Origin of the sequence: Pseudomonas sp. PAGU 2196 (assembly GCF_022179005.1) — a bacterium.
GTDB classification, from domain to species: Bacteria; Pseudomonadota; Gammaproteobacteria; order Pseudomonadales; family Pseudomonadaceae; genus Aquipseudomonas; species Aquipseudomonas kermanshahensis.
In genome coordinates, this window is the sequence record NZ_BNTL01000009.1 from 235,674 (window position 1) to 254,578 (window position 18,905).

18 protein-coding genes are annotated in these 18,905 nt (G+C 62.5%); 10 read left to right on the plus strand and 8 right to left on the minus strand.

From position 1 onward, the window contains the following. Window positions 1-54 precede the first annotated feature (54 nt). Window positions 55-495, minus strand: a complete 441-nt coding sequence (gene lysM, locus MFF34_RS09200) for a peptidoglycan-binding protein LysM (RefSeq protein ID WP_238212645.1) — start codon at window positions 493-495, stop codon at window positions 55-57. A gap of 174 nt (window positions 496-669) precedes the next feature. Here lysM and fdhD point away from each other — a divergent pair, with 174 nt between their 5' ends. The 3 genes from fdhD (at window position 670) to MFF34_RS09215 (ending at window position 4,648) form a co-directional block, all read left to right on the plus strand. After that, window positions 670-1,500, plus strand: coding sequence for a formate dehydrogenase accessory sulfurtransferase FdhD (gene fdhD, locus MFF34_RS09205; RefSeq protein WP_238212653.1), 831 nt, complete (start codon window positions 670-672; stop codon window positions 1,498-1,500). Between the two features lie 5 nt (window positions 1,501-1,505). Further along, entirely contained in the window at window positions 1,506-3,851 is a 2,346-nt protein-coding gene (locus tag MFF34_RS09210) for an FdhF/YdeP family oxidoreductase (RefSeq protein WP_085273861.1), read from the plus strand. A 317-nt stretch (window positions 3,852-4,168) separates the two neighbouring features. Then, window positions 4,169-4,648 (plus strand): glycine zipper domain-containing protein, encoded by a 480-nt coding sequence (locus MFF34_RS09215; RefSeq protein WP_027595195.1) that lies wholly within the window; start codon window positions 4,169-4,171, stop codon window positions 4,646-4,648. A 55-nt stretch (window positions 4,649-4,703) separates the two neighbouring features. On the opposite strand, the gene MFF34_RS09220 is transcribed toward MFF34_RS09215, so the two are convergent. The 3 genes from MFF34_RS09220 to hslO all read right to left on the minus strand — a co-directional run bounded on the left by MFF34_RS09220 (window position 4,704) and on the right by hslO (window position 8,230). Next, window positions 4,704-5,144, minus strand: a complete 441-nt coding sequence (locus MFF34_RS09220; RefSeq protein WP_099452625.1) for a thioesterase family protein — start codon at window positions 5,142-5,144, stop codon at window positions 4,704-4,706. Between the two features lie 465 nt (window positions 5,145-5,609). Then, entirely contained in the window at window positions 5,610-7,151 is a 1,542-nt protein-coding gene (locus MFF34_RS09225; RefSeq protein WP_027595193.1) for a phosphoenolpyruvate carboxykinase, read from the minus strand. Between the two features lie 179 nt (window positions 7,152-7,330). Next, complete coding sequence (gene hslO, locus MFF34_RS09230; RefSeq protein WP_027595192.1) at window positions 7,331-8,230, minus strand: Hsp33 family molecular chaperone HslO; 900 nt, start codon at window positions 8,228-8,230, stop codon at window positions 7,331-7,333. Between the two features lie 118 nt (window positions 8,231-8,348). Between hslO and MFF34_RS09235 the strand changes: the two genes are divergently transcribed. After that, a complete protein-coding gene (locus tag MFF34_RS09235; RefSeq protein ID WP_238212662.1) occupies window positions 8,349-9,143 on the plus strand; it encodes a phosphatase PAP2 family protein in 795 nt (264 codons plus the stop codon). A gap of 84 nt (window positions 9,144-9,227) precedes the next feature. On the opposite strand, the gene MFF34_RS09240 is transcribed toward MFF34_RS09235, so the two are convergent. Next, window positions 9,228-9,629 (minus strand): RNA-binding S4 domain-containing protein, encoded by a 402-nt coding sequence (locus MFF34_RS09240; RefSeq protein WP_238212664.1) that lies wholly within the window; start codon window positions 9,627-9,629, stop codon window positions 9,228-9,230. A 109-nt stretch (window positions 9,630-9,738) separates the two neighbouring features. Here MFF34_RS09240 and MFF34_RS09245 point away from each other — a divergent pair, with 109 nt between their 5' ends. Together MFF34_RS09245 and rimK are read left to right on the plus strand one after the other, a co-directional pair. Next, window positions 9,739-10,221, plus strand: a complete 483-nt coding sequence (locus MFF34_RS09245; protein WP_027595189.1) for an ATP-dependent zinc protease — start codon at window positions 9,739-9,741, stop codon at window positions 10,219-10,221. Beyond that, window positions 10,218-11,123, plus strand: a complete 906-nt coding sequence (gene rimK / locus MFF34_RS09250) for a 30S ribosomal protein S6--L-glutamate ligase (RefSeq protein WP_012316721.1) — start codon at window positions 10,218-10,220, stop codon at window positions 11,121-11,123. Before MFF34_RS09245 ends, rimK begins: the two co-directional genes overlap by 4 nt. A gap of 30 nt (window positions 11,124-11,153) precedes the next feature. Here the strand turns inward: rimK and MFF34_RS09255 are convergent, their stop codons facing one another. Together MFF34_RS09255 and ompR are read right to left on the minus strand one after the other, a co-directional pair. Beyond that, entirely contained in the window at window positions 11,154-12,467 is a 1,314-nt protein-coding gene (locus MFF34_RS09255) for an ATP-binding protein (RefSeq protein WP_238212666.1), read from the minus strand. A gap of 13 nt (window positions 12,468-12,480) precedes the next feature. After that, window positions 12,481-13,221: a two-component system response regulator OmpR gene (gene ompR / locus MFF34_RS09260; RefSeq protein WP_085273867.1), complete on the minus strand. Its 741-nt coding sequence runs from the start codon at window positions 13,219-13,221 to the stop codon at window positions 12,481-12,483. Between the two features lie 227 nt (window positions 13,222-13,448). Here ompR and MFF34_RS09265 point away from each other — a divergent pair, with 227 nt between their 5' ends. The 4 genes from MFF34_RS09265 to MFF34_RS09280 all read left to right on the plus strand — a co-directional run bounded on the left by MFF34_RS09265 (window position 13,449) and on the right by MFF34_RS09280 (window position 18,519). Continuing rightward, window positions 13,449-15,773 carry a Tex family protein gene (locus MFF34_RS09265; RefSeq protein ID WP_027595186.1) on the plus strand — a complete coding sequence of 775 codons (2,325 nt, stop codon included), beginning with the start codon at window positions 13,449-13,451 and terminating at the stop codon, window positions 15,771-15,773. Further along, on the plus strand, window positions 15,773-16,156 hold the full coding sequence (locus tag MFF34_RS09270; RefSeq protein ID WP_050580765.1) for a PaaI family thioesterase: 384 nt from the start codon (window positions 15,773-15,775) through the stop codon (window positions 16,154-16,156). Before MFF34_RS09265 ends, MFF34_RS09270 begins: the two co-directional genes overlap by 1 nt. 153 nt (window positions 16,157-16,309) lie before the next feature. Next, a complete protein-coding gene (gshA, locus tag MFF34_RS09275; RefSeq protein WP_371098113.1) occupies window positions 16,310-17,887 on the plus strand; it encodes a glutamate--cysteine ligase in 1,578 nt (525 codons plus the stop codon). Beyond that, entirely contained in the window at window positions 17,887-18,519 is a 633-nt protein-coding gene (locus tag MFF34_RS09280) for a TetR/AcrR family transcriptional regulator (RefSeq protein WP_027595184.1), read from the plus strand. The genes gshA and MFF34_RS09280 overlap by 1 nt, the downstream gene beginning before the upstream one ends. A gap of 141 nt (window positions 18,520-18,660) precedes the next feature. Here the strand turns inward: MFF34_RS09280 and MFF34_RS09285 are convergent, their stop codons facing one another. Then, window positions 18,661-18,876: a molybdopterin-binding protein gene (locus MFF34_RS09285; RefSeq protein WP_027595183.1), complete on the minus strand. Its 216-nt coding sequence runs from the start codon at window positions 18,874-18,876 to the stop codon at window positions 18,661-18,663. Window positions 18,877-18,905 lie beyond the last annotated feature (29 nt).

Genomic DNA, 18,905 nt, shown 5'->3' on the forward strand with positions numbered 1-18,905 from the left:
CACAAGGCTGCTCCTACAGGCTGATGCGCTACCCTGTGGTACGGGCTGTAAAGATCAGTCCGGAATGCGCAACACCTGCCCCGGGTAGATCTTGTCCGGGTGCTTAAGCATCGGCTTGTTGGCCTCGAAGATCTTGTTGTACTGGTTGGCGTTGCCATACACGACTACGGCAATGGCTGACAGGGTGTCACCCTTTTTCACGGTAACGAACCGCGCCGCCTGAACGACTGGCCCTGTTACGGTGATCTGATCGTCAACGCTGGCCACACCACTGATGTTGCCCGCCGCCAGAATGATCTTCTCCTTTTCCTCCTGGCTGGCCACCTCACCCTTGAGGATGATCTTGTCGCCCTCTACAGTGGCGGTGATGTTCGGATTACCCAGGCCGACGTCTTTCACGTGTTTCTTCAACTGCTCCTCAGCCTTGGTATTGCCGGGGGTCAGTAGGTCGATCAACTTCTCGCCGGCTTCCTTCACGAAACTGAACAGGCTCATTGCGTTCTCCTTGTTGATAAAACCTCGGAGCCAGGAGTCTAGGCCAGGATTGCCCGCCCTGCCCCGCTGCGACCAATCGACGCGGTCTATCACGGCATAGACCCTAGCGATTAGACGTGACCGGCCCACAGGCCTAGGCTTGTGCTATCAAAAAGCCGCCGGTAGTCAGCCCCGATGAACAGCAAACCTCCGGTCTGCGCGGCCTCATCGCCTTTGGCCTTGCCCGCCGCCAGCAACACTTACGAGTACGTCCAGCTCAGCGACGCCGAGCGCGCCAGCACGCCATTGGCCGAAGAAGTGGCCCTGGCCATCGCCTTCAACGGCCTCAATCAGGCCGTGATGCTGGTGAGCCCGACCGATCTGGAAGACTTTTCAGTCGGTTTCAGCGTCGGCAGCGGGATTGTCGAAGGCACCCAGGAAATCTATGACCTCAAGCTTTCTGGCAGCGGTTCGGCGATGTACGCCGACCTGGAAATCTCCAGCCGCGCCTTCTGGAACCTGAAAAACCAGCGCCGCCAACTGGCCGGCACCAGCGGCTGCGGCCTGTGCGGGGTCGAAGCCCTGGAGCAGGCACTGCCAGAGCTTGCCGAACTGCCCGGCGCGCCACTGCCGCCCGCGCACTGGCTGGCTGGCCTGCGCCAGCGCATCGACGCCTTCCAGCCGCTTGGCCAGCATTGCGGCGCGGTGCATGCGGCACTGTTCATGGACCGTAACGGCGAGCTGTTGCTCGGCCGCGAGGACATCGGCCGGCACAACGCCCTCGACAAACTGATCGGCGCCCTGCTGCGCCAAGGCATCGACAGTGAAGGCGGCCTGGCCATCGTCACCAGCCGCTGCAGCCTGGAGCTGATCCAGAAGGTCCTGCGTGCCGGCATCCAGACCCTGGTCAGCCTGTCGGCGCCCACCGGCCTTGCCCTGCAATGGGCACGCAAGCACAACCTCAACCTCATCCACTTGCCCAAGCACAGCGCACCGCGGGTCTACAGCCCAGCGGCGGAGTCGTAACAGCCGTGACCTCGTACCAGCACCTCCCGGACAACGCCCCAGCCTCCTCCCCTCGCTACAAGCCCTACCACGGCCCCGCCGGTGGCTGGGGGGCGTTGCGCAGCGTGGCCAAGGCTTGGGTCGGCAGCGACAATGCGCTGAAGAACATTCGCGCCCTGCTCAAGACCAACCAGAATGGCGGCTTTGACTGCCCTGGCTGCGCCTGGGGCGATTCGCCGGAAAGCGGCATGGTCAAGTTCTGCGAGAACGGCGCCAAGGCAGTCAACTGGGAAGCCACCAAGCGCCGCGTCGATGCCGCCTTCTTCGCCCGCTACAGCGTCAGCGCGCTGCGCGAGCAAAGCGATTACTGGCTGGAGTACCAAGGGCGCCTGACCGAACCGATGGTCTACGACGCGCAACGCGACCATTACCAGCCCATCAGTTGGGAGGCGGCCTTTGCCCTGATCGCCCGCGAACTGAACAACCTGGCAACCCCTGACCAGGCCGAGTTCTACACCTCGGGCCGTGCCAGCAACGAAGCCGCGTACCTCTACCAATTGTTCGTGCGCGCCTACGGCACCAACAATTTCCCGGACTGCTCGAACATGTGCCACGAAGCCAGCGGCGTGGCCTTGGGGCAGAGCGTCGGCGTGGGCAAGGGCACGGTCACCTACGACGACTTCGAGCATGCCGATGCGATCTTCGTCTGGGGCCAGAACCCGGGCACCAACCACCCGCGCATGCTCGACCCACTGCGCGATGCGGTAAAACGCGGTGCCCAGGTGGTGTGCGTCAACCCGCTGAAAGAGCGCGGCCTGGAGCGCTTCCAGCACCCGCAGAACCCGCTGGAGATGTTGACCAACAGCGACCGGCCGACCAACACCGCGTTCTTCCGCCCGGCCCTGGGTGGCGACATGGCGCTGCTGCGTGGCATGGCCAAGTTCGTCCTGCAGTGGGAACGTGAAGCCCAGGCCAAGGGCGAGCCTGCGGTCTTCGACCACGCCTTCATTGCCGAGCATGGCCACGGCGTCGATGACTACCTGGCCGTGGTCGACGCCACTTCGTGGGAACACATTCAGGCGCAATCCGGCCTGACCCTGGCCGACATCGAGCTGGCCGCGCGCATGTACTGCCGTGGCAAGCGGGTGATCATGTGCTGGGCGATGGGCATCACCCAGCACCGCCATTCGGTGCCGACCATCCAGGAAATCGTCAACCTGCAGATGCTGCGCGGCAACATCGGTGCGCCAGGCGCCGGCCTGTGCCCGGTGCGTGGCCACAGCAACGTCCAGGGCGACCGCACCATGGGCATCAACGAGCGGCCGCCGGTGGCCTTGCTCGACGCCATCGAAAAGCGCTTCAACTTCCCCGTGCCGCGGCACAACGGCCACAACACCGTCGAAGCCATCCACGCCATGCTCGACGGCCGCGCCAAGGTGTTCATCGGGCTGGGCGGCAACTTTGCCCAAGCCACGCCAGACACCGAGCGCACCGCGCAGGCGCTGCGCAACTGCGAACTGACCGTGCACATCAGTACCAAACTCAACCGCAGCCACCTGGTCCACGGCAAGCAGGCGCTGATCTTGCCGTGCCTGGGCCGTACCGACATCGACCTGCAGGCCGATGGCCCACAAGCGGTGACTGTGGAAGACTCGTTCAGCATGGTCCATGCCTCCAACGGCCAGTTGAAACCGCTGTCGACGCAGATGCGCTCGGAGCCTGCGGTGGTCGCCGGTATCGCCGCCGCCACCCTGGGCAAACAACCGGTCGACTGGCACTGGCTGGTGGCCGATTACGACCGCATCCGCGACCTGATCGGCGACACCATCCCCGGCTTCAGCGGCTTCAACGAACGCCTGCGTGAACCGGGTGGTTTTTACCTGGGCAACAGCGCCGCCAGCCGCGAATGGAAGACCGCTACCGGCCGCGCCAACTTCAAGGCCAACCTGTTGCCGGATACCTTGCTTGATGAAAGGGTGCGGGCCAGCGGCCAGTTGCCCGACCTGATCATGCAGTCGATGCGCTCACACGATCAGTACAACACCACTATCTATGGCCTGGATGACCGCTACCGCGGCGTGCGTGGCCAGCGTGAAGTGCTGTTCGCCAACGAGGCCGACATCGTCCGCCTGGGGTTCCAGCCGGGGCAGAAGGTCGACATTGTTTCGTTGTGGGGGGATGAGCATGTGCGCCGAGTGCACGGTTTCACATTGCTGGCCTTCGATATCCCGGCGGGGCAAGCGGCGGCTTACTATCCCGAAGTGAACCCGCTGGTGCCGCTTGAGAGCATTGGCGATGGCAGCCATACGCCGACGTCGAAGTTCATTGCCATCAAGCTGGAGCGGGCGCGGGATAATGGGCGCATTCTTTAGAGATGTGTTGGGTTCTTCGCGGGCAAGCCCGCTCCCACAGGTACTCCACCAGGCTTGAGAATTGGGGTGATGGGGTAGGAGCGGGCTTGCCCGCGAAAGGGCCGGAAGCAGCACCGCCAAAAACGAAAAAAGCCCTGTTCCGCAACGGTTCAGGGCTTTGTCATAAGTACCTCTGACAGCCAAAAAACGATAAAGTTTCACAGTAAATACAGCAACTTAGAGAATTGTGTACAACTCGTGCTACTCGTCGGATTTCAATTGCCAGCCGCCCTCCAGAGCCTCAAATTCGCCCTCGTCATCCCTATGAGGCTCTCTTGATGAAGAAGTACTCCTCGATTCTGTTGTTGTCTTTCAGCTTGCTCAGCGGCGTTGCCATGGCCGGTGGCAATACCGAGGCCGGCATTGGCGGCGCATTGGGTGGGGTACTCGGCTCCGTCGTGGGCAACTCCATCGGTGGTAGCACAGGCGGCGCCATTGGTGCCGGCTTGGGCGGCGCCGCCGGCGGTGCACTGGGTGCCGACAAACGTCAGCGTGGCGAAGCCGCCATCGGTGGCGCACTGGGCGCTGCAGGCGGTAACGTGGTCGGTCGCTCCGTGGGCGGCACCACCGGTAGCTACATAGGTGCGGCAGCCGGCGGTGGTGCCGGTGGCGCGCTGGGTAACTACATGGGTAACAAGGCCGACGAAGACGAGCGCCATGACGATCGTCGCTACCGTCGCAGCTATGACGACCGCCGTCACTACGACCGTGGCCATCATTACGGCCACCGCAAGCACAAGCGCCACTGGCGCGACTAATGCCTGAGGGCCCAGCCCTGGCAACAAAAGCCCCGCCCGCACCGGCGGGGCTTTTTTATGCCTGTTGTCCGAGCTGAAGGCCAGCGAGCACTGCCTGCAGCGCCTCTGGCAACGGCACAGGGCGGCCGCTTGCCCGCTCGATGAACACCTGCACCACCGTCCCCGCCGCACAGGCGTCTGCTTCACCCGGGCGATACAGGGCCAACCGGTACTCCACGGTACTGCCCGCCAGGCGTGTCACGCCCAGCCCCACCTCAAGCACATCCGGAAAGCCCGGCAGGGCGAAGAAGTCTGCAGCCGAACTGACCACAAACGCCGCCAGCGCACCTTCGCGCAGGTCGAATTCGGCCTGCTCCACCAGAAAAGCCTGGATAGCGGTTTCGAAAAAGCCATGCACGGTGGCACCGGCGATATGGCCGTTGTGGTCGTTGTCTTGCGGGCGGGTGAGGATGGGGTGGAAGTGGGTGAATGCGCTGCGCTGTGGGGCTTCAGTCATTTGTCTGTCTCGCGAGGTCGCAATGAATGCTATCAGTGAAACAGAAATTACGGACGTGATGTGAATTTGCTGGCCGAGAGATGGGGTGAAGGCTGCCAGGTGCTTATCTTGAGTTCTGAGGTGGTGCGCAAATCGAGCGCCGCCCGCGCGGCGCTTCGCAGCACAAGGCTGCTCCTACATTTGTTTCGGGCCAATGCATCCTGAGGCAGAGGCGCGCGGCCCTTTTGGCGCCCACCTCGATATCGTGTGGAACAAACAAGGCGGTCGCGCGCGTTGGTACTGGCGTTACTGGCCCGAAACAGATGTAGGAGCAGCCTTGTGCTGCGAAGCGCCGCGCGGGCGGCGCTCGTTCTCATGGGCGCTAAAGATGCTGTGGCGAACACCTCCGAGCCAAGACGCATGATCAAAACAAACTAAAAAAAAGCCGCCCCTAAGGGCGGCTTCCTCGTTGCAACTGGCGGCAGCTTACAGCTGTGGACCAGCAGCCTTGATCGCGTCGGAAACTTCGAATTTCTTGAAGTTTTCGATGAACAGCTTGGCCAGGCCTTTGGCCGCTTCGTCGTAAGCGGCTTTGTCAGCCCAGTTGGTGCGCGGGTTGAGCAGCTCGGTGTCGACGCCCGGAACGGCTTTTGGCACGTCCAGGTTGATGATGTCCAAGTGCTCGGTTTCGGCGCCTACCAGTGCACCGCTCTGGATCGCAGCGATCACAGCACGGGTGGTCGGAATGCTGAAACGCTTGCCAACGCCGTAGCCACCGCCGGTCCAGCCGGTGTTGACCAGGTAGACCTTGGAGTTGAAGCCGTTGATGCGCTTGATCAGCAGCTCAGCGTACTCGCCAGCCGGACGCGGGAAGAACGGCGCGCCGAAGCAGGTGGAGAAGGTCGACTTGATGCCGCCGCCCGAACCCATTTCGGTGGAACCGACCAGCGCGGTGTAACCGGACAGGAAGTGGTAAGCAGCCTGTTCGTTGTTCAGGATCGAAACCGGAGGCAGAACGCCAGTCAGGTCGCAGGTCAGGAAGATGACCGCGTTAGGCTCGCCACCCAGGTTCGCTTCGGAACGCTTGGCAACGTGCTCCAGCGGGTAGGCCGCACGGCTGTTCTGGGTCAGGCTGACGTCGGTGTAGTCGGCGTGCTTGTTGGCGTCGAGTACGACGTTTTCCAGCACTGCGCCATGCTTGATGGCTTTCCAGATGACCGGCTCGTTCTTCTCGGACAGGTCGATGCACTTGGCGTAGCAGCCGCCTTCCATGTTGAAGACAACGCCTTCGCCCCAACCGTGCTCGTCATCACCGATCAGGTAACGGCTTTCGTCGGCCGACAGGGTGGTCTTGCCGGTGCCGGACAGGCCGAAGAACAGGGTCACATCGCCTTCTTCGCCGATGTTGGCAGCGCAGTGCATTGGCAGCACGTCAGCGGCCGGCAGCAGGAAGTTCTGCACCGAGAACATGGCTTTCTTCATTTCGCCGGCGTAACGCATGCCAGCGATCAGCACTTTCTTGGCGGCGAAGTTGATGATGACGCAGCCGTCGGAGTTGGTGCCGTCACGCTCAGGCTCGCACACGAAGTTGGCAACGTTGAGCACTTGCCACTGGTCACGGCCAGCCGGGTTGAACTGTTCAGGGTTGATGAACAGGCAACGGCCGAACAGGTTCTGCCAGGCAGTCTGGGTGGTCATCTTCACCGGCAGGTAGTGCTCGGCGGCCGCCCCTACGTGAACGTAGGAAACGAAGTGATCCTGGGCGTTGTTGAACGCCTCGACGCGGTCCCACAGGGCATCGAACTTGTCGGCCGGGAACTTGCGGTTGATCGGGCCCCAGGAAATGGCATCCTGGGTGGAAGGTTCTTCGACGATGAAACGGTCAGCCGGCGAACGGCCAGTACGGTGCCCAGTCTCAACGACCAGTGCGCCGGTATCGGCTAGTACGCCTTCACCGCGTTGCAGCGCTTCTTTTACCAGCTCATCGACGCTCAGGTCGGTGTACACGGTGTTGTTGGCTTGCGTCATGAGATACCCCATCCGGCCCGAGGCCGAGTGCTCCAAACGTTTTGTAGTTGTCTGTAAAAAACTACTACAGCGAAAAAAGTGGCCGGATTATGCCAGAAAAGCCCAAAAAAAGTAGGCCCCTCCTGTCGTAACCGCGCTTTTGCGCAATTAGACAGGAGATTTCCCTGCAATTAATCGTTTCAGTGGCGAGTTTCTGAGGCCGTGTCCGTGCCGCCACCCGCAAACAGTTGCGCCACATCGCTTGCATCGAAGAAATAGCGCTCGTTGCAGAACTGGCAATCGATCTCCACCTTGCCACCACACTCCTCGACCAACTGCTTGGCGTCGTGCTCGCCGAGGCTGACCAGCGCATTGCCGGAGCGCTCGCGCGAGCAGCTGCAGTGGAAGCGCAGGGGTTCGATGTCGAACAGGCGCACGGCGTCTTCGTGGTACAGACGGTGCAGCAAGGTTTCGTTGTCTTCCTGCCACTCTTCAGGCTTGAGTGTCTTGGCCAGGGCTACAACGTGCTGCCAGCTGTCCTCGCGCTCTTCGTCGTCCGGCTGGCGATCACGTGGCAACTGCTGCAACAGCAGGCCGCGGGCCTTGCCATCTTTGGCATCGAGCCAGAAACGGGTGTTGAGCTGTTGCGACTGAACGAAGTAATTGGTGAAGCACTCCGACAGGTTGGCACCGTCCAGGTCCACGGTCCCCTGGTAGCGCTGGCCGTTGACTGGGTCGATGGTCAGCGTCAGATGGCCGTCGGGCATCAGCTGCGCCAAGGTCGCGTCGGCAGGAATCTGATCGGCTTCGTAACGGGCCACGCCGCGGATTTCGCGCTCGCCCGAGCATTCCACCATCAGCAGCGGGATCGGCCCCTGAGAACGCGCCTGCAGGATCAGCAGGCCGTCGAACTTCAGGGCACCCACCAGCAATGCGGTGGCGGCCATCAATTCGCCGAGCAGCGCGGCCACGGGTTGGGGGTACGGGTGACGCGCCAGCACTTCGGCATAGCTGCGGTCGAGCCCTACCCACTCACCGCGGATATCGCGGTCGTCGAAGAGGAAACGTTGGGTGAAATCGGTATCCGGCAATTCGCTCATAGGTTCTGGCTATCTGAAAATGATGACAAAATGGTTACACGGCGTTTCGAAATACTGCGAAGCCCGTGGCAGAGCGCTCACAAGGCGCTCCGATTCCTGTTGGCAATAGAGGTATCTTATGGACAATCGACCACTGTTCCAAGCAAGGTGGTCCTTCGGGCCCTTGGCAGCCTGCACGCTGCTGCCCATCGCTCTACTGTGTTTCTGGTTATGGCCTTTTGGCCAGATCCTGTGCCTGACTTTCGACGAGTGGCTGTTCCACAGCCTCAATGCGCCACTGGCCGACAACACCACCTGGCGCTACATCTGGACCCTTGGCAGCCTGCGCCCGTTCGACATCGTGGTCGGGCTGATCCTTCTGGCGGTGCTGATCCGTGGCAACTGGGTGTTCAAAGCTTGCCAGGTGCGTGAGGCGTTTTTCGGTTTTCTGGTGACCCTGATCCTATTAGTGGTGATTCGCGCGCTGTTTTCCAAGTGGGTGGATGCTGCGGGGTGGCAACACAAGAGCCCATCGATGATCTTCGATGACGTCGTGCACCTCAGTGACTATTACCCGAACCTGGAAGCGGCCTGGGAACTCAAGGACCGCTCCAGCAAGAGTTTCCCGGGCGATCACGCCTCGGTGCTGCTGGTCTGGGCGTTGTTCATGAGCGTGTTCAGCCGTCGCCTGATGCACTACCTGGTGGTCTGGGGGCTGGCGCTGGTGTTCATGCTGCCACGCTTGGTGGCGGGCGCCCATTGGGGCCAGGACGACTACATCGGCGGGTTGCTGATGGCGGTGCTGGCGTTGGGGTGGAGTTGCTATACGCCTCTGGCGGCCAAAGGCAGTGCGGCGTTGATGCGCTGCACGGCGCCGTTGTTTGCCCTAGCAGCCAGGTTACCGTTGGTCGGTAGATTGGCGGTGGTTCGCTAACAGCGGGGGCCGCTTTGCGGCCCATTCGCGGGGCAAGCCCGCTCCCACATTTGCCCCGCGAATGGGCTGCAAAGCAGCCCTTGTTCAGTCAAAGCTACCGTGCAGTTGGTGAATCTGTCGCCGCTGCTTCTTGGTCGGCCGGCCATCGGTGGTCACACCCATCGCCCCGGCCTTGCGCATTTCAGCAGCCTGTTCGCGGCGGCGCACACTCTCTTCGGTTTCTGCATACAGCGCCTGCGCTTCGGGCGCCCCGCGCCTGACCACCGACAGCGCCTTGACCACCACTGTTCGCTCGTCAAACCCGGTGCGCAGGACAAACTCATCCCCTACCCTCGGTTCCTTGCCCGGCTTGCAGCGTTCGCCCCGGCAATGCACCTTGCCACTTTCGATGGCCGCCTTGGCCAGCGCACGAGTCTTGTAGAACCGCGCCGCCCATAGCCATTTGTCCAGGCGAACCTTGTCGTCTTCTTCCGCCTTGTGTGCCATCCCGTTACCTCGAATTCTGTCTTTAATCGAACTGTACTACCGTATCTTGCGGATGCAAAAAGTCCACGCCGTGCTTACAGTTCACCACCTTATCCCCTGGGTGCGCTTCGTGAAGACATTTGACCATTTGACTGTGATCGGCCTGCGCGAGTGGGTAGCCCTGCCCGACCTTGGCGTCGCCGGGCTGCGCGCCAAGATCGATACCGGCGCCAGTACGTCCAGCCTGCACGCCACCGAGGTGGAACAGTTCGAACGTGACGGCCAACCGTGGGTCCGATTTACTGCGCACCTGGGTTCGGTGGTGCAGTTGCGCCACCGCCGTTGCGAAGCGCCACTGGTGACCATGAAGACCATCAAGAGCTCCAATGGCCACGCCCAGACCCGCTATGTGATTCGCACATCGCTGGCACTGGGCGATAGCGTGTGGGAAGTCGAGTTCACCCTGGCCTGTCGCAAAGAGATGCGCTACCGCCTGCTGCTGGGTTCCAAAGCACTTATTCACGGCCACTTGGTGGTCAACCCTGGCCTGAAGTACGTACAAGACAAACCGGCCTTTCCGGCCACCCTTTCCCCTGTCACAGGTGCTGCATGAAGATCGCTGTGCTGTCGCGCAATCCGCGTCTGTATTCCACCCGCCGCCTGGTCGAAGCCGGTACCCAGCGTGGCCACGAAATGGTGGTGATCGATACCCTGCGGGCCTACATGAACATCGCCAGCCACAAGCCGCAGATCCACTACCGCGGCAAGCCACTGGAAGGTTTCGATGCGGTGATCCCGCGCATTGGTGCCTCGGTGACGTTCTATGGCTGCGCGGTGCTGCGCCAGTTCGAGATGATGGGCGTCTACCCGCTCAACGAGTCGGTGGCCATCGCCCGCTCACGTGACAAGCTGCGCTCGTTGCAGTTGCTGTCGCGCCGTGGCATCGGCCTGCCGATCACCGGTTTCGCCCACTCACCTGACGACATCCCGGACCTGATCCAGATGGTCAACGGCGCGCCCCTGGTGATCAAGGTGCTGGAAGGTACCCAGGGCATTGGCGTGGTGCTGTGCGAAACAACTCAAGCTGCAGAGTCGGTGATCGAAGCGTTCATGGGCCTGAAGCAGAACATCATGGTGCAGGAATACATCAAGGAGGCCGGCGGGGCCGACATTCGCTGCTTTGTGGTGGGTGACAAGGTGATTGCCTCGATGAAGCGTCAAGCCAAGCCCGGCGAGTTTCGCTCCAACTTGCATCGGGGTGGGGTGGCCAGCCTGATCAAGATCACGCCGGAAGAGCGGATTACCGCCATTCGTGCGGCCAAGGTGATGGGGCTGAGCGTGGCGGGGGTGGATATCCTGCGTTCCAACCATGGGCCGTTGGTGATGGAGGTGAATTCGTCGCCGGGGTTGGAAGGGATTGAAGTGACCACCGGCAAGAACGTGGCCGGGATGATCATCGAGCACCTGGAGAAGAATGGCGGGCCGAATCAGACTCGGACCAAGGGTAAGGGCTGAAATGTTGGGGCTGCTTTGCAGCCCCGACAATCACACCGCATTACGCGGCAGCAAAAGCCCCAACGGCAACCTGACCCGCGCCTCGATCCCGCCACCCGACCGGTTGCGCAACTCGACATTCCCGCCATGCTGGGCCGCGATGCGCTTGACGATCGCCAGGCCCAACCCGGTGCCCTTGCCACCACGGGCACGGTCACCGCGAATGAACGGGTTGAAGATCGTCTCCAACTCCGACTCGTCGATCCCCGTCCCCCGGTCCAGCACGCTGAGCACCACGTAAGGCGCGCTCTCGTCGCCGGACACATAGGCCGCCACTTCCACGCCCTTGCCGGCATGGTGCAGGGCGTTGCCGATCAAGTTGCCCAGCATGCGCTTGAGCGAAACCCGACGCAGCGGGAACGGCGGAATCGGCTCCAGGCACAGCCGTACACGTTCTTCGGGCTGGTTGTACGGGGCCACCACTTCGCGCACCAGGTCGGCCAGTTCGACCTCTTCCACCGGCTCATCACGGCCATCGCGAATGAATGCCAGGAACTGGTCCAGAATCGCGTCCATGTCCTCGATATCGCGGACCATGTCATCGCTAAGCTCGTTATCACTGTCCAGCAGCGAAAGCGACAGGCGCAGGCGCGTCAGCGGTGTACGCAAGTCGTGGGAAACCCCTGCCAGCATCAACTCGCGTTCACGCCCGGCCTGCTCGACATCCTCAGCCATCTGGTTGAACGCGCGGTACACCTCGGTCATCTCACTGGGCGTATCGCTGATTGGCAAGCGCACGCTGCGCCCCTGGCCCAGTTGCCGGGCGGCGAATACCAGGCGCTTGAGGGGCTGGTTCAGTTGGCGCACGAAAATCCAGGCAGAGGCGGTGGACAACAGGCCGATGGCCAGGAACCAGCCAAGCACGTTCCAGATCTTCTGCCCACGCAGCGGGTGCGGGTACAGCGGGACTTTGAGCCAGCCAGGGCCGAGGCTCGGCGCATTGACCCACAACGCCGGTGGCGCATGGATGCGCAGGCGTACTTCGGTGTCTTCGCCCAACTCGGCCTGCATCTGGCGCTGGTAGATCTCGCTGTAAGGCCAGTGCTGCTCGCCTTCCGGCACACCCGAGCCGGTCACCCGGATCAGGCCTGCGGCCTCGGCGATCTTGTCACGGTTCTCTTCATCGGCAGCCCAATAGGCGCGCAAGGTCAATGCCACACCGTGGCTGTACTGACGGTCGACCAGCACATCCTCGTTCATCAACAGGTAAACGAGGGTCAGCGCCTTGGAAAACAGGACGACGATCAGCACCAGCCACAGCGTGCGGGCGAAGAAGCTCTGCGGAAACCACAACGGCGTTCTCATGGACGACGCAGCATCATTTGCCGGCGTTTCCGTCCGGCACGAAGACGTACCCTACGCCCCAGACCGTCTGGATGTACCGTGGCTTGGACGGGTCGGGCTCGATCATGCGACGCAGGCGCGAGATCTGCACGTCGATGGAACGCTCCAGGGCATCCCACTCGCGGCCACGGGCCAGGTTCATCAGTTTGTCGCGGGTCAGCGGTTCACGCGCATGCATGACCAGCGCCTTGAGCACGGCGAACTCACCGGTGGTGAGCATGTGCACTTCGTCGCCGCGTTTAAGCTCGCGGGTGGCCAGCGACAGCTCGTAATCACCGAAGGTGACCGATTCGTCCTCGCTGCCCGGCGCACCCGGGACGCTCGGTGCCTGGCGGCGCAGCACGGCCTTGACCCGGGCCATCAGTTCGTCCGGGTTGAAGGGTTTGCCCAGGTAGTCGTCAGCGCCCAGCTCCAGCCCTTTGATGCGGCTGAGCTCGTCGCCTTTGGCGGTGAGCATGATGATCGGGATCTGGTTGTTCGACTGGCGCAGGCGCTTGCAGGCGGACAGGCCGTCTTCGCCCGGCAGCATCAGGTCGAGCACCACCAGGTTGAACACCTCCCGCGCGAGCAGGCGGTCCATCTGTTCGGTGTTGGGCACCGCGCGGGCACGGTAGCCCTTGCTGGTGAAGAAACGCTCCAGCAGGCTGCTCAGCCCCGGATCGTCGTCGACGATGAGAATCTTGTCACCTTCAGCGGTGTTTGCAGTGCCGGTCATGAATTACTCCTCTGGTATCGCCGCGCATTATGGCGTAGCCATTGCAACGCGTGCCGTGAGCATTGTTAGCAGATTTTTCCCCCGGCGCCAGTTCCGGGCTGTTCAGGCTGGCTTGGCGCCATCACCGCAAGCCGGTCACGATGGGTATAATGCGCGGCTTTCATCCAGTGCCGTCGGGCTGCAAACCCGCGCGCGGCCCCCGTATTCACAATTGTCAGGTGGTTTACATGGACAGCATCAACAGCCGTATCGCCGAGGAACTGGGCGTACGCCCACAACAGGTCGAAGCGGCCGTGGGCCTGTTGGACGAAGGCTCGACCGTGCCCTTCATCGCCCGTTACCGCAAGGAAGTGACCGGCAGCCTGGACGACACCCAACTGCGCCACCTGGAAGAGCGCCTGCGCTACCTGCGCGAACTCGATGAGCGCCGCGCCAGCATCCTGTCCAGCATCGAGGAACAGGGCAAGCTGACCCCGGAACTGGCCCGCGAGATCAAGCTGGCCGACACCAAGACCCGCCTCGAAGACCTTTACCTGCCGTACAAGCAAAAGCGCCGCACCAAGGGCCAGATCGCCCTGGAAGCCGGCCTCGGCGAGCTGGCCGACGGTTTGTTCAACGACCCGCAGCTGACCCCGGAAACCGAAGCGGCCCGCTTCGTCGACGCCGAAAAGGGCGTGGCCGATGTCAAGGCGGCGCTGGAAGGCGCGAAATACATCCTCATGGAGCGCTTCGCCGAAGACGCCGCCCTGCTCGACAAGTTGCGCAACTTCCTCAAGCAAGAGTCGGTGCTCAGCGCCCGCGTGGTGGCTGGCAAGGAAGAAGAAGGCGCCAAGTTCCGCGACTACTTCGCCCATGACGAACTGCTGCGCAATGCCCCGTCGCACCGTGCCCTGGCGATTTTCCGCGGGCGCAACGAAGGCATCCTGAGCGCCTCGCTCAAAGTCGGTGAAGAACTGCCTGGCACCCTGCACCCGTGCGAAGTGATGATCGGCAACCACGTCGGCGTTGAAAACCGCAGCCGGCCGGCCGACAAGTGGCTGGGCGAGGTGGTGCGCTGGACCTGGAAGGTCAAGCTGTACACCCACCTGGAAACCGACCTGTTCGGCGAACTGCGCGACAACGCCGAAAGCGAGGCGATCAACGTGTTCGCCCACAACCTGCACGACCTGCTGCTGGCCGCCCCGGCCGGCCCGCGCGCCACCTTGGGCTTCGACCCAGGCCTGCGCACCGGTTGCAAGATCGCCGTGGTCGACGCCACCGGCAAACTGCTGGACTACACGACGGTCTACCCGCACGCGCCGAAGAACGATTGGGACCGCACCATTTCCATCATGGCCGCACTGTGCGCCAAGCACTCGGTGGAACTGATCGCCATCGGCAACGGCACCGCCAGCCGCGAAAGCGACAAGCTGGTGGCCGAGCTGGTCAAAAAATACCCAGCCCTGAAAATCACCAAGATCATGGTCTCCGAGGCCGGTGCGTCGGTGTACTCGGCATCGGAACTGGCCGCGCGCGAGTTCCCGGACCTGGACGTATCGATCCGCGGCGCCGTGTCGATTGCCCGCCGCCTGCAGGACCCACTGGCGGAGCTGGTGAAGATCGACCCGAAATCCATCGGTGTCGGCCAGTACCAGCACGACGTGTCCCAGCTGAAGCTGGCGCGTGGCCTGGACGCCGTGGTCGAGGACTGCGTGAACGCCGTGGGCGTGGACGTGAACACGGCCTCGGTGGCGCTGCTGACCCGTATCTCCGGCCTTAACGCTACGCTGGCACAGAACATCGTCGCCCACCGCGATGCCAACGGCCCGTTCGCGACCCGTGCAGCGCTGAAAAAGGTCAGCCGCCTCGGTGAAAAAACTTTCGAACAAGCCGCCGGCTTCCTGCGTGTGATGAACGGCGACAACCCGCTGGACGCCTCCGCCGTGCACCCTGAGGCCTACCCGCTGGTGCAACGCATCGCCGCTGGCACCGACCGCGACATCCGCTCGCTGATCGGCGACAGCAGCTTCCTCAAGCGCCTGGACCCGAAGAAGTTCACCGACGAGTCCTTCGGCCTGCCGACCGTTACCGACATCCTGCAAGAGCTGGACAAGCCCGGCCGCGACCCACGCCCTGAGTTCAAGACCGCCACCTTCCAGGACGGCGTCGAAGACCTCAAGGACCTGGAGCCTGGCATGATCCTGGAAGGCGTGGTCACCAACGTCACCAACTTCGGCGCATTCGTCGACATCGGCGTGCACCAGGACGGCCTGGTGCACATCTCGGCATTGTCCGAGAAGTTCATCAAAGACCCGCGTGAAGCGGTCAAGGCCGGCGACGTGGTCAAGGTCAAGGTCATGGAAGTGGACATCCCACGCAAGCGTGTCGGGCTGTCCATGCGCATGGGCGATACCCCGGGCGAGAAGGTCGAAGGCAACCGTGGCGGCGGCCGTGGCAACGGCGGCAATCGCCAGCAGCAGGCCCCGCGCCAGCGTGAAACTGCCACTGCCGCCCCGGTCAACAATGCCATGGCGTCGTTGTTCGCCAACGCCAAGCAGCTGAAGAAGAAGTGATGGACGTCCCGCGCGAATACGTCGAAAGCGCCTTCAGCCAACTGCTTGGCTGCCGCCTGCAACGCCTGGACACAGGCGTTGCCGAAGTGGCCCTGGCGCTCGAGCCGCAACTGCGCAACCGTGGCCAGAAACTGCACGGTGGGGCGATCTTCAGCCTGGTGGACATCGCCATGGGCCTGGCCTGCTCGGCCAGCCATGGTTTCGACCAGCAGAGCGTGACCATCGAATGCAAGATCAACTACATGCGCGCGGTCAGTGATGGCGAGGTGCTGTGCACGGCCCGTGTGCTGCACGCCGGGCGGCGCACGCTGGTGGTCGACGCCGACGTAGTTCAAGGCGACAAACTGGTGGCCAAAGCGCAAGGAACCTTCGCGGTTCTCTAGCTCACCAAGCTGTATCTGCGGTATTTTCAGCAGTGCGCTGGCACTGCTGGAACCGCGTAAACCAGGCGACAACGCCAGTTCCTTTCTTCCTACCCTTGTAGACCGTTATCTCTACCCCCATATTGGGGCGACTGACGCGTGAAGGAATACATCTTGAGCGAACTCCTCAACCGCCGCCTGAGCCTGCTCGGCGCAAATCTCCCCCTGCTCAAGCAGTGCCTGCACGGTATTGAGCGAGAATGCCTGCGCGTGACCGATGAAGGTCGCCTGGCCCAGACCCCGCACCCTGAGGCCTTGGGTTCGGCGCTGACCAACGAGCAGATCACCACCGATTATTCCGAGTCGCTGCTGGAGTTCATCACCCCGGCCCTGGCGGACCCGGCCCAGGTGCTCGAGAACCTCGACGAGATCCACCGCTTCGTCTACACCAAGCTGGGTAGCGAATACCTGTGGAGCCCGTCGATGCCCTGCGCGTTGCCGGCCGAGGAAGACATCCCGATTGCCGAATACGGCAGCTCGAACATCGGCAAGCTCAAGCACGTGTACCGCAAAGGCCTGGCCCTGCGCTATGGCCGCACCATGCAGTGCATCGCCGGTATCCATTACAACTTCTCGCTGCCTGAAGCGTTGTGGCCATTGCTGCGCGCAAGCGAAGGCAGTGCAGAAGACGCGCGCGATTATCAGTCGTCGGCCTACATCGCGCTGATCCGCAACTTCCGCCGCTACAGCTGGCTTTTGATGTACCTGTTCGGCGCTTCGCCGACCCTGGACAAAGGCTTCCTGCGTGGCCGCCCGCACCAGCTCGAAGAACTCGATGCCGAAACGTTGTTCCTGCCCTACGCCACCAGCCTGCGCATGAGCGACCTGGGTTACCAGAGCAACGCCCAGGCCGGCCTCACGCCGTGCTACAACAACCTGGCCAGCTACACCGACAGCCTACGCAAGGCGGTGGGCACGCCCTACCCGCCTTACGTCGAGGTCGGCACGCACGTGGATGGCGAGTGGGTGCAGCTGAACACCAACATCCTGCAAATCGAGAACGAGTACTACTCGAACATCCGTCCCAAGCGTGTCACCTACACCGGCGAGCGGCCGATCCAGGCGCTGACGTCACGTGGCGTGCAATACGTCGAAGTGCGCTGCCTGGACATCAACCCGTTCCTGCCGGTCGGGATCGACCTGACCGAAGCGCGTTTCCTCGATGCCTTCCTGCTGTTCTGCGCGCTTGAAGAAAGCCCGCAACTGGACAACGGCGAGTGTGGCCAGTGCACCAGCAACTTCCTGACCGTGGTCAAAGAAGGCCGCCGCCCAGGCTTGGAACTGCACCGTGATGGTCAGCCCATCGCGCTGAAAACCTGGGCTACCGAGTTGATCACTCGCATTGGCCAACTGGCCGAGCTGCTCGACCGCGCACACGGCGGCGACGCACATGCCAACGCCCTGCAGGAGCAACAGGCCAAGGTCGACGACGCCTCGCTGACTCCATCGGCCCAAGTCCTGGCACGCATGACCGAACATGACGAAAGTTTTGTCCAGTTCTCGCTGCGCCAGAGCCGCGTTCACGCCGAGCGCTTCCGCGAGCAACCGCTCAGCAGCGAACGCCAGCAGGCCTTCGAAACGCTCGCCCGCGAGTCGCTGGCCAAACAGGCCGAGCTTGAGCAGACCGAAGTCGGCGACTTCGACCTGTTCGTCGGCGCCTACCAGGCCAGCATCCTGGCAATCAGCAACTGATGAGCCGCACCGCCTCCCCGCGCAAGCCGCGCGCCAGCAGCCAGGCCAGGATCGAGACGATCCTGGCGGCCGCGCGCGAGCTGCTTGCCGAGCTGGGGGTGGCGGGGTTGTCGATCTACAGCGTGGCCGAGCGGGCGCAGATACCCCCTTCGTCGGTGTACCACTTCTTCGCCAGCGTCCCAGCCCTGCTGGAGGCGTTGACCGCCGACGTGCACCGGGCGTTTCGCGAAGCGCTGAGTGCACCGATCGACAGCAGTACGCTGACGACCTGGCATGAACTGTCACGGTTGATCGAGCAACGCATGCTGGATATCTACAACGGGGATGCCGCGGCGCGTCAGTTGATCCTGGCGCAGCATGGCCTGAGCGAAGTGGTGCAAGCCGACCGGCAGCACGACATGGAGCTGGGCGACCTGATGTACAAGCTGTTCGACCAGCATTTTCACCTGCCGGTGATGCCTGCGGATGTGGATGTGTTTGCCCTGGCCATGGAGCTGAGCGACCGGGTGTATGCGCGGTCGGTGCAGTTGCATGAACAGATCACTGCGCGTATGGCTGAGGAAGGCAAGCGGGTGTTCGAGGCGTATCTGGGGCTTTATTTGCCGCCGTTTCTGGCTAAGCGTTTGGGTTGAAATGGTTGGGGCCGCTTTGCGGCCCTATCGCGACGCAAGCCCGCTCCCACATGGGATTCGATCTCCTGATGGGAATTCGATCTCTTGTAGGAGCGGGCTTGCCCGCGAAGGGCTGCAGAGCAGCCCCCTTCAACACCAGAATCACAGCTTGGCGATGGACACTTCTGTCGACTTCACAAAGGCAATCACTTCACTGCCCACCTGCAGCTCCAGCTCACGCACGGAGCGGGTGGTGATCACCGAGGTGACAACGCCGGAGGCGGTCTGCACGTCGATTTCCGACAGTACCGGGCCTTCGAGGATTTCTTTCACGGTGCCTTTGAACTGGTTGCGAACGTTGATGGCTTTGATAGTCATGGCTTGATTCCTTCTCTTTGGCTTCAGTC

What these genes read in the sequence shown, in the direction of transcription:
- lysM (WP_238212645.1), bottom strand. Translation starts at nt 495, where the DNA reads ATGAGCCTGTTCAGTTTCGTGAAGGAAGCCGGCGAGAAGTTGATCGAC.
- fdhD (WP_238212653.1), top strand. Translation starts at nt 670, where the DNA reads ATGAACAGCAAACCTCCGGTCTGCGCGGCCTCATCGCCTTTGGCCTTG.
- MFF34_RS09215 (WP_027595195.1), top strand. Translation starts at nt 4,169, where the DNA reads ATGAAGAAGTACTCCTCGATTCTGTTGTTGTCTTTCAGCTTGCTCAGC.
- MFF34_RS09220 (WP_099452625.1), bottom strand. Translation starts at nt 5,144, where the DNA reads ATGACTGAAGCCCCACAGCGCAGCGCATTCACCCACTTCCACCCCATC.
- MFF34_RS09225 (WP_027595193.1), bottom strand. Translation starts at nt 7,151, where the DNA reads ATGACGCAAGCCAACAACACCGTGTACACCGACCTGAGCGTCGATGAG.
- hslO (WP_027595192.1), bottom strand. Translation starts at nt 8,230, where the DNA reads ATGAGCGAATTGCCGGATACCGATTTCACCCAACGTTTCCTCTTCGAC.
- MFF34_RS09235 (WP_238212662.1), top strand. Translation starts at nt 8,349, where the DNA reads ATGGACAATCGACCACTGTTCCAAGCAAGGTGGTCCTTCGGGCCCTTG.
- MFF34_RS09240 (WP_238212664.1), bottom strand. Translation starts at nt 9,629, where the DNA reads ATGGCACACAAGGCGGAAGAAGACGACAAGGTTCGCCTGGACAAATGG.
- rimK (WP_012316721.1), top strand. Translation starts at nt 10,218, where the DNA reads ATGAAGATCGCTGTGCTGTCGCGCAATCCGCGTCTGTATTCCACCCGC.
- MFF34_RS09255 (WP_238212666.1), bottom strand. Translation starts at nt 12,467, where the DNA reads ATGAGAACGCCGTTGTGGTTTCCGCAGAGCTTCTTCGCCCGCACGCTG.
- ompR (WP_085273867.1), bottom strand. Translation starts at nt 13,221, where the DNA reads ATGACCGGCACTGCAAACACCGCTGAAGGTGACAAGATTCTCATCGTC.
- MFF34_RS09265 (WP_027595186.1), top strand. Translation starts at nt 13,449, where the DNA reads ATGGACAGCATCAACAGCCGTATCGCCGAGGAACTGGGCGTACGCCCA.
- MFF34_RS09270 (WP_050580765.1), top strand. Translation starts at nt 15,773, where the DNA reads ATGGACGTCCCGCGCGAATACGTCGAAAGCGCCTTCAGCCAACTGCTT.
- MFF34_RS09280 (WP_027595184.1), top strand. Translation starts at nt 17,887, where the DNA reads ATGAGCCGCACCGCCTCCCCGCGCAAGCCGCGCGCCAGCAGCCAGGCC.
- MFF34_RS09285 (WP_027595183.1), bottom strand. Translation starts at nt 18,876, where the DNA reads ATGACTATCAAAGCCATCAACGTTCGCAACCAGTTCAAAGGCACCGTG.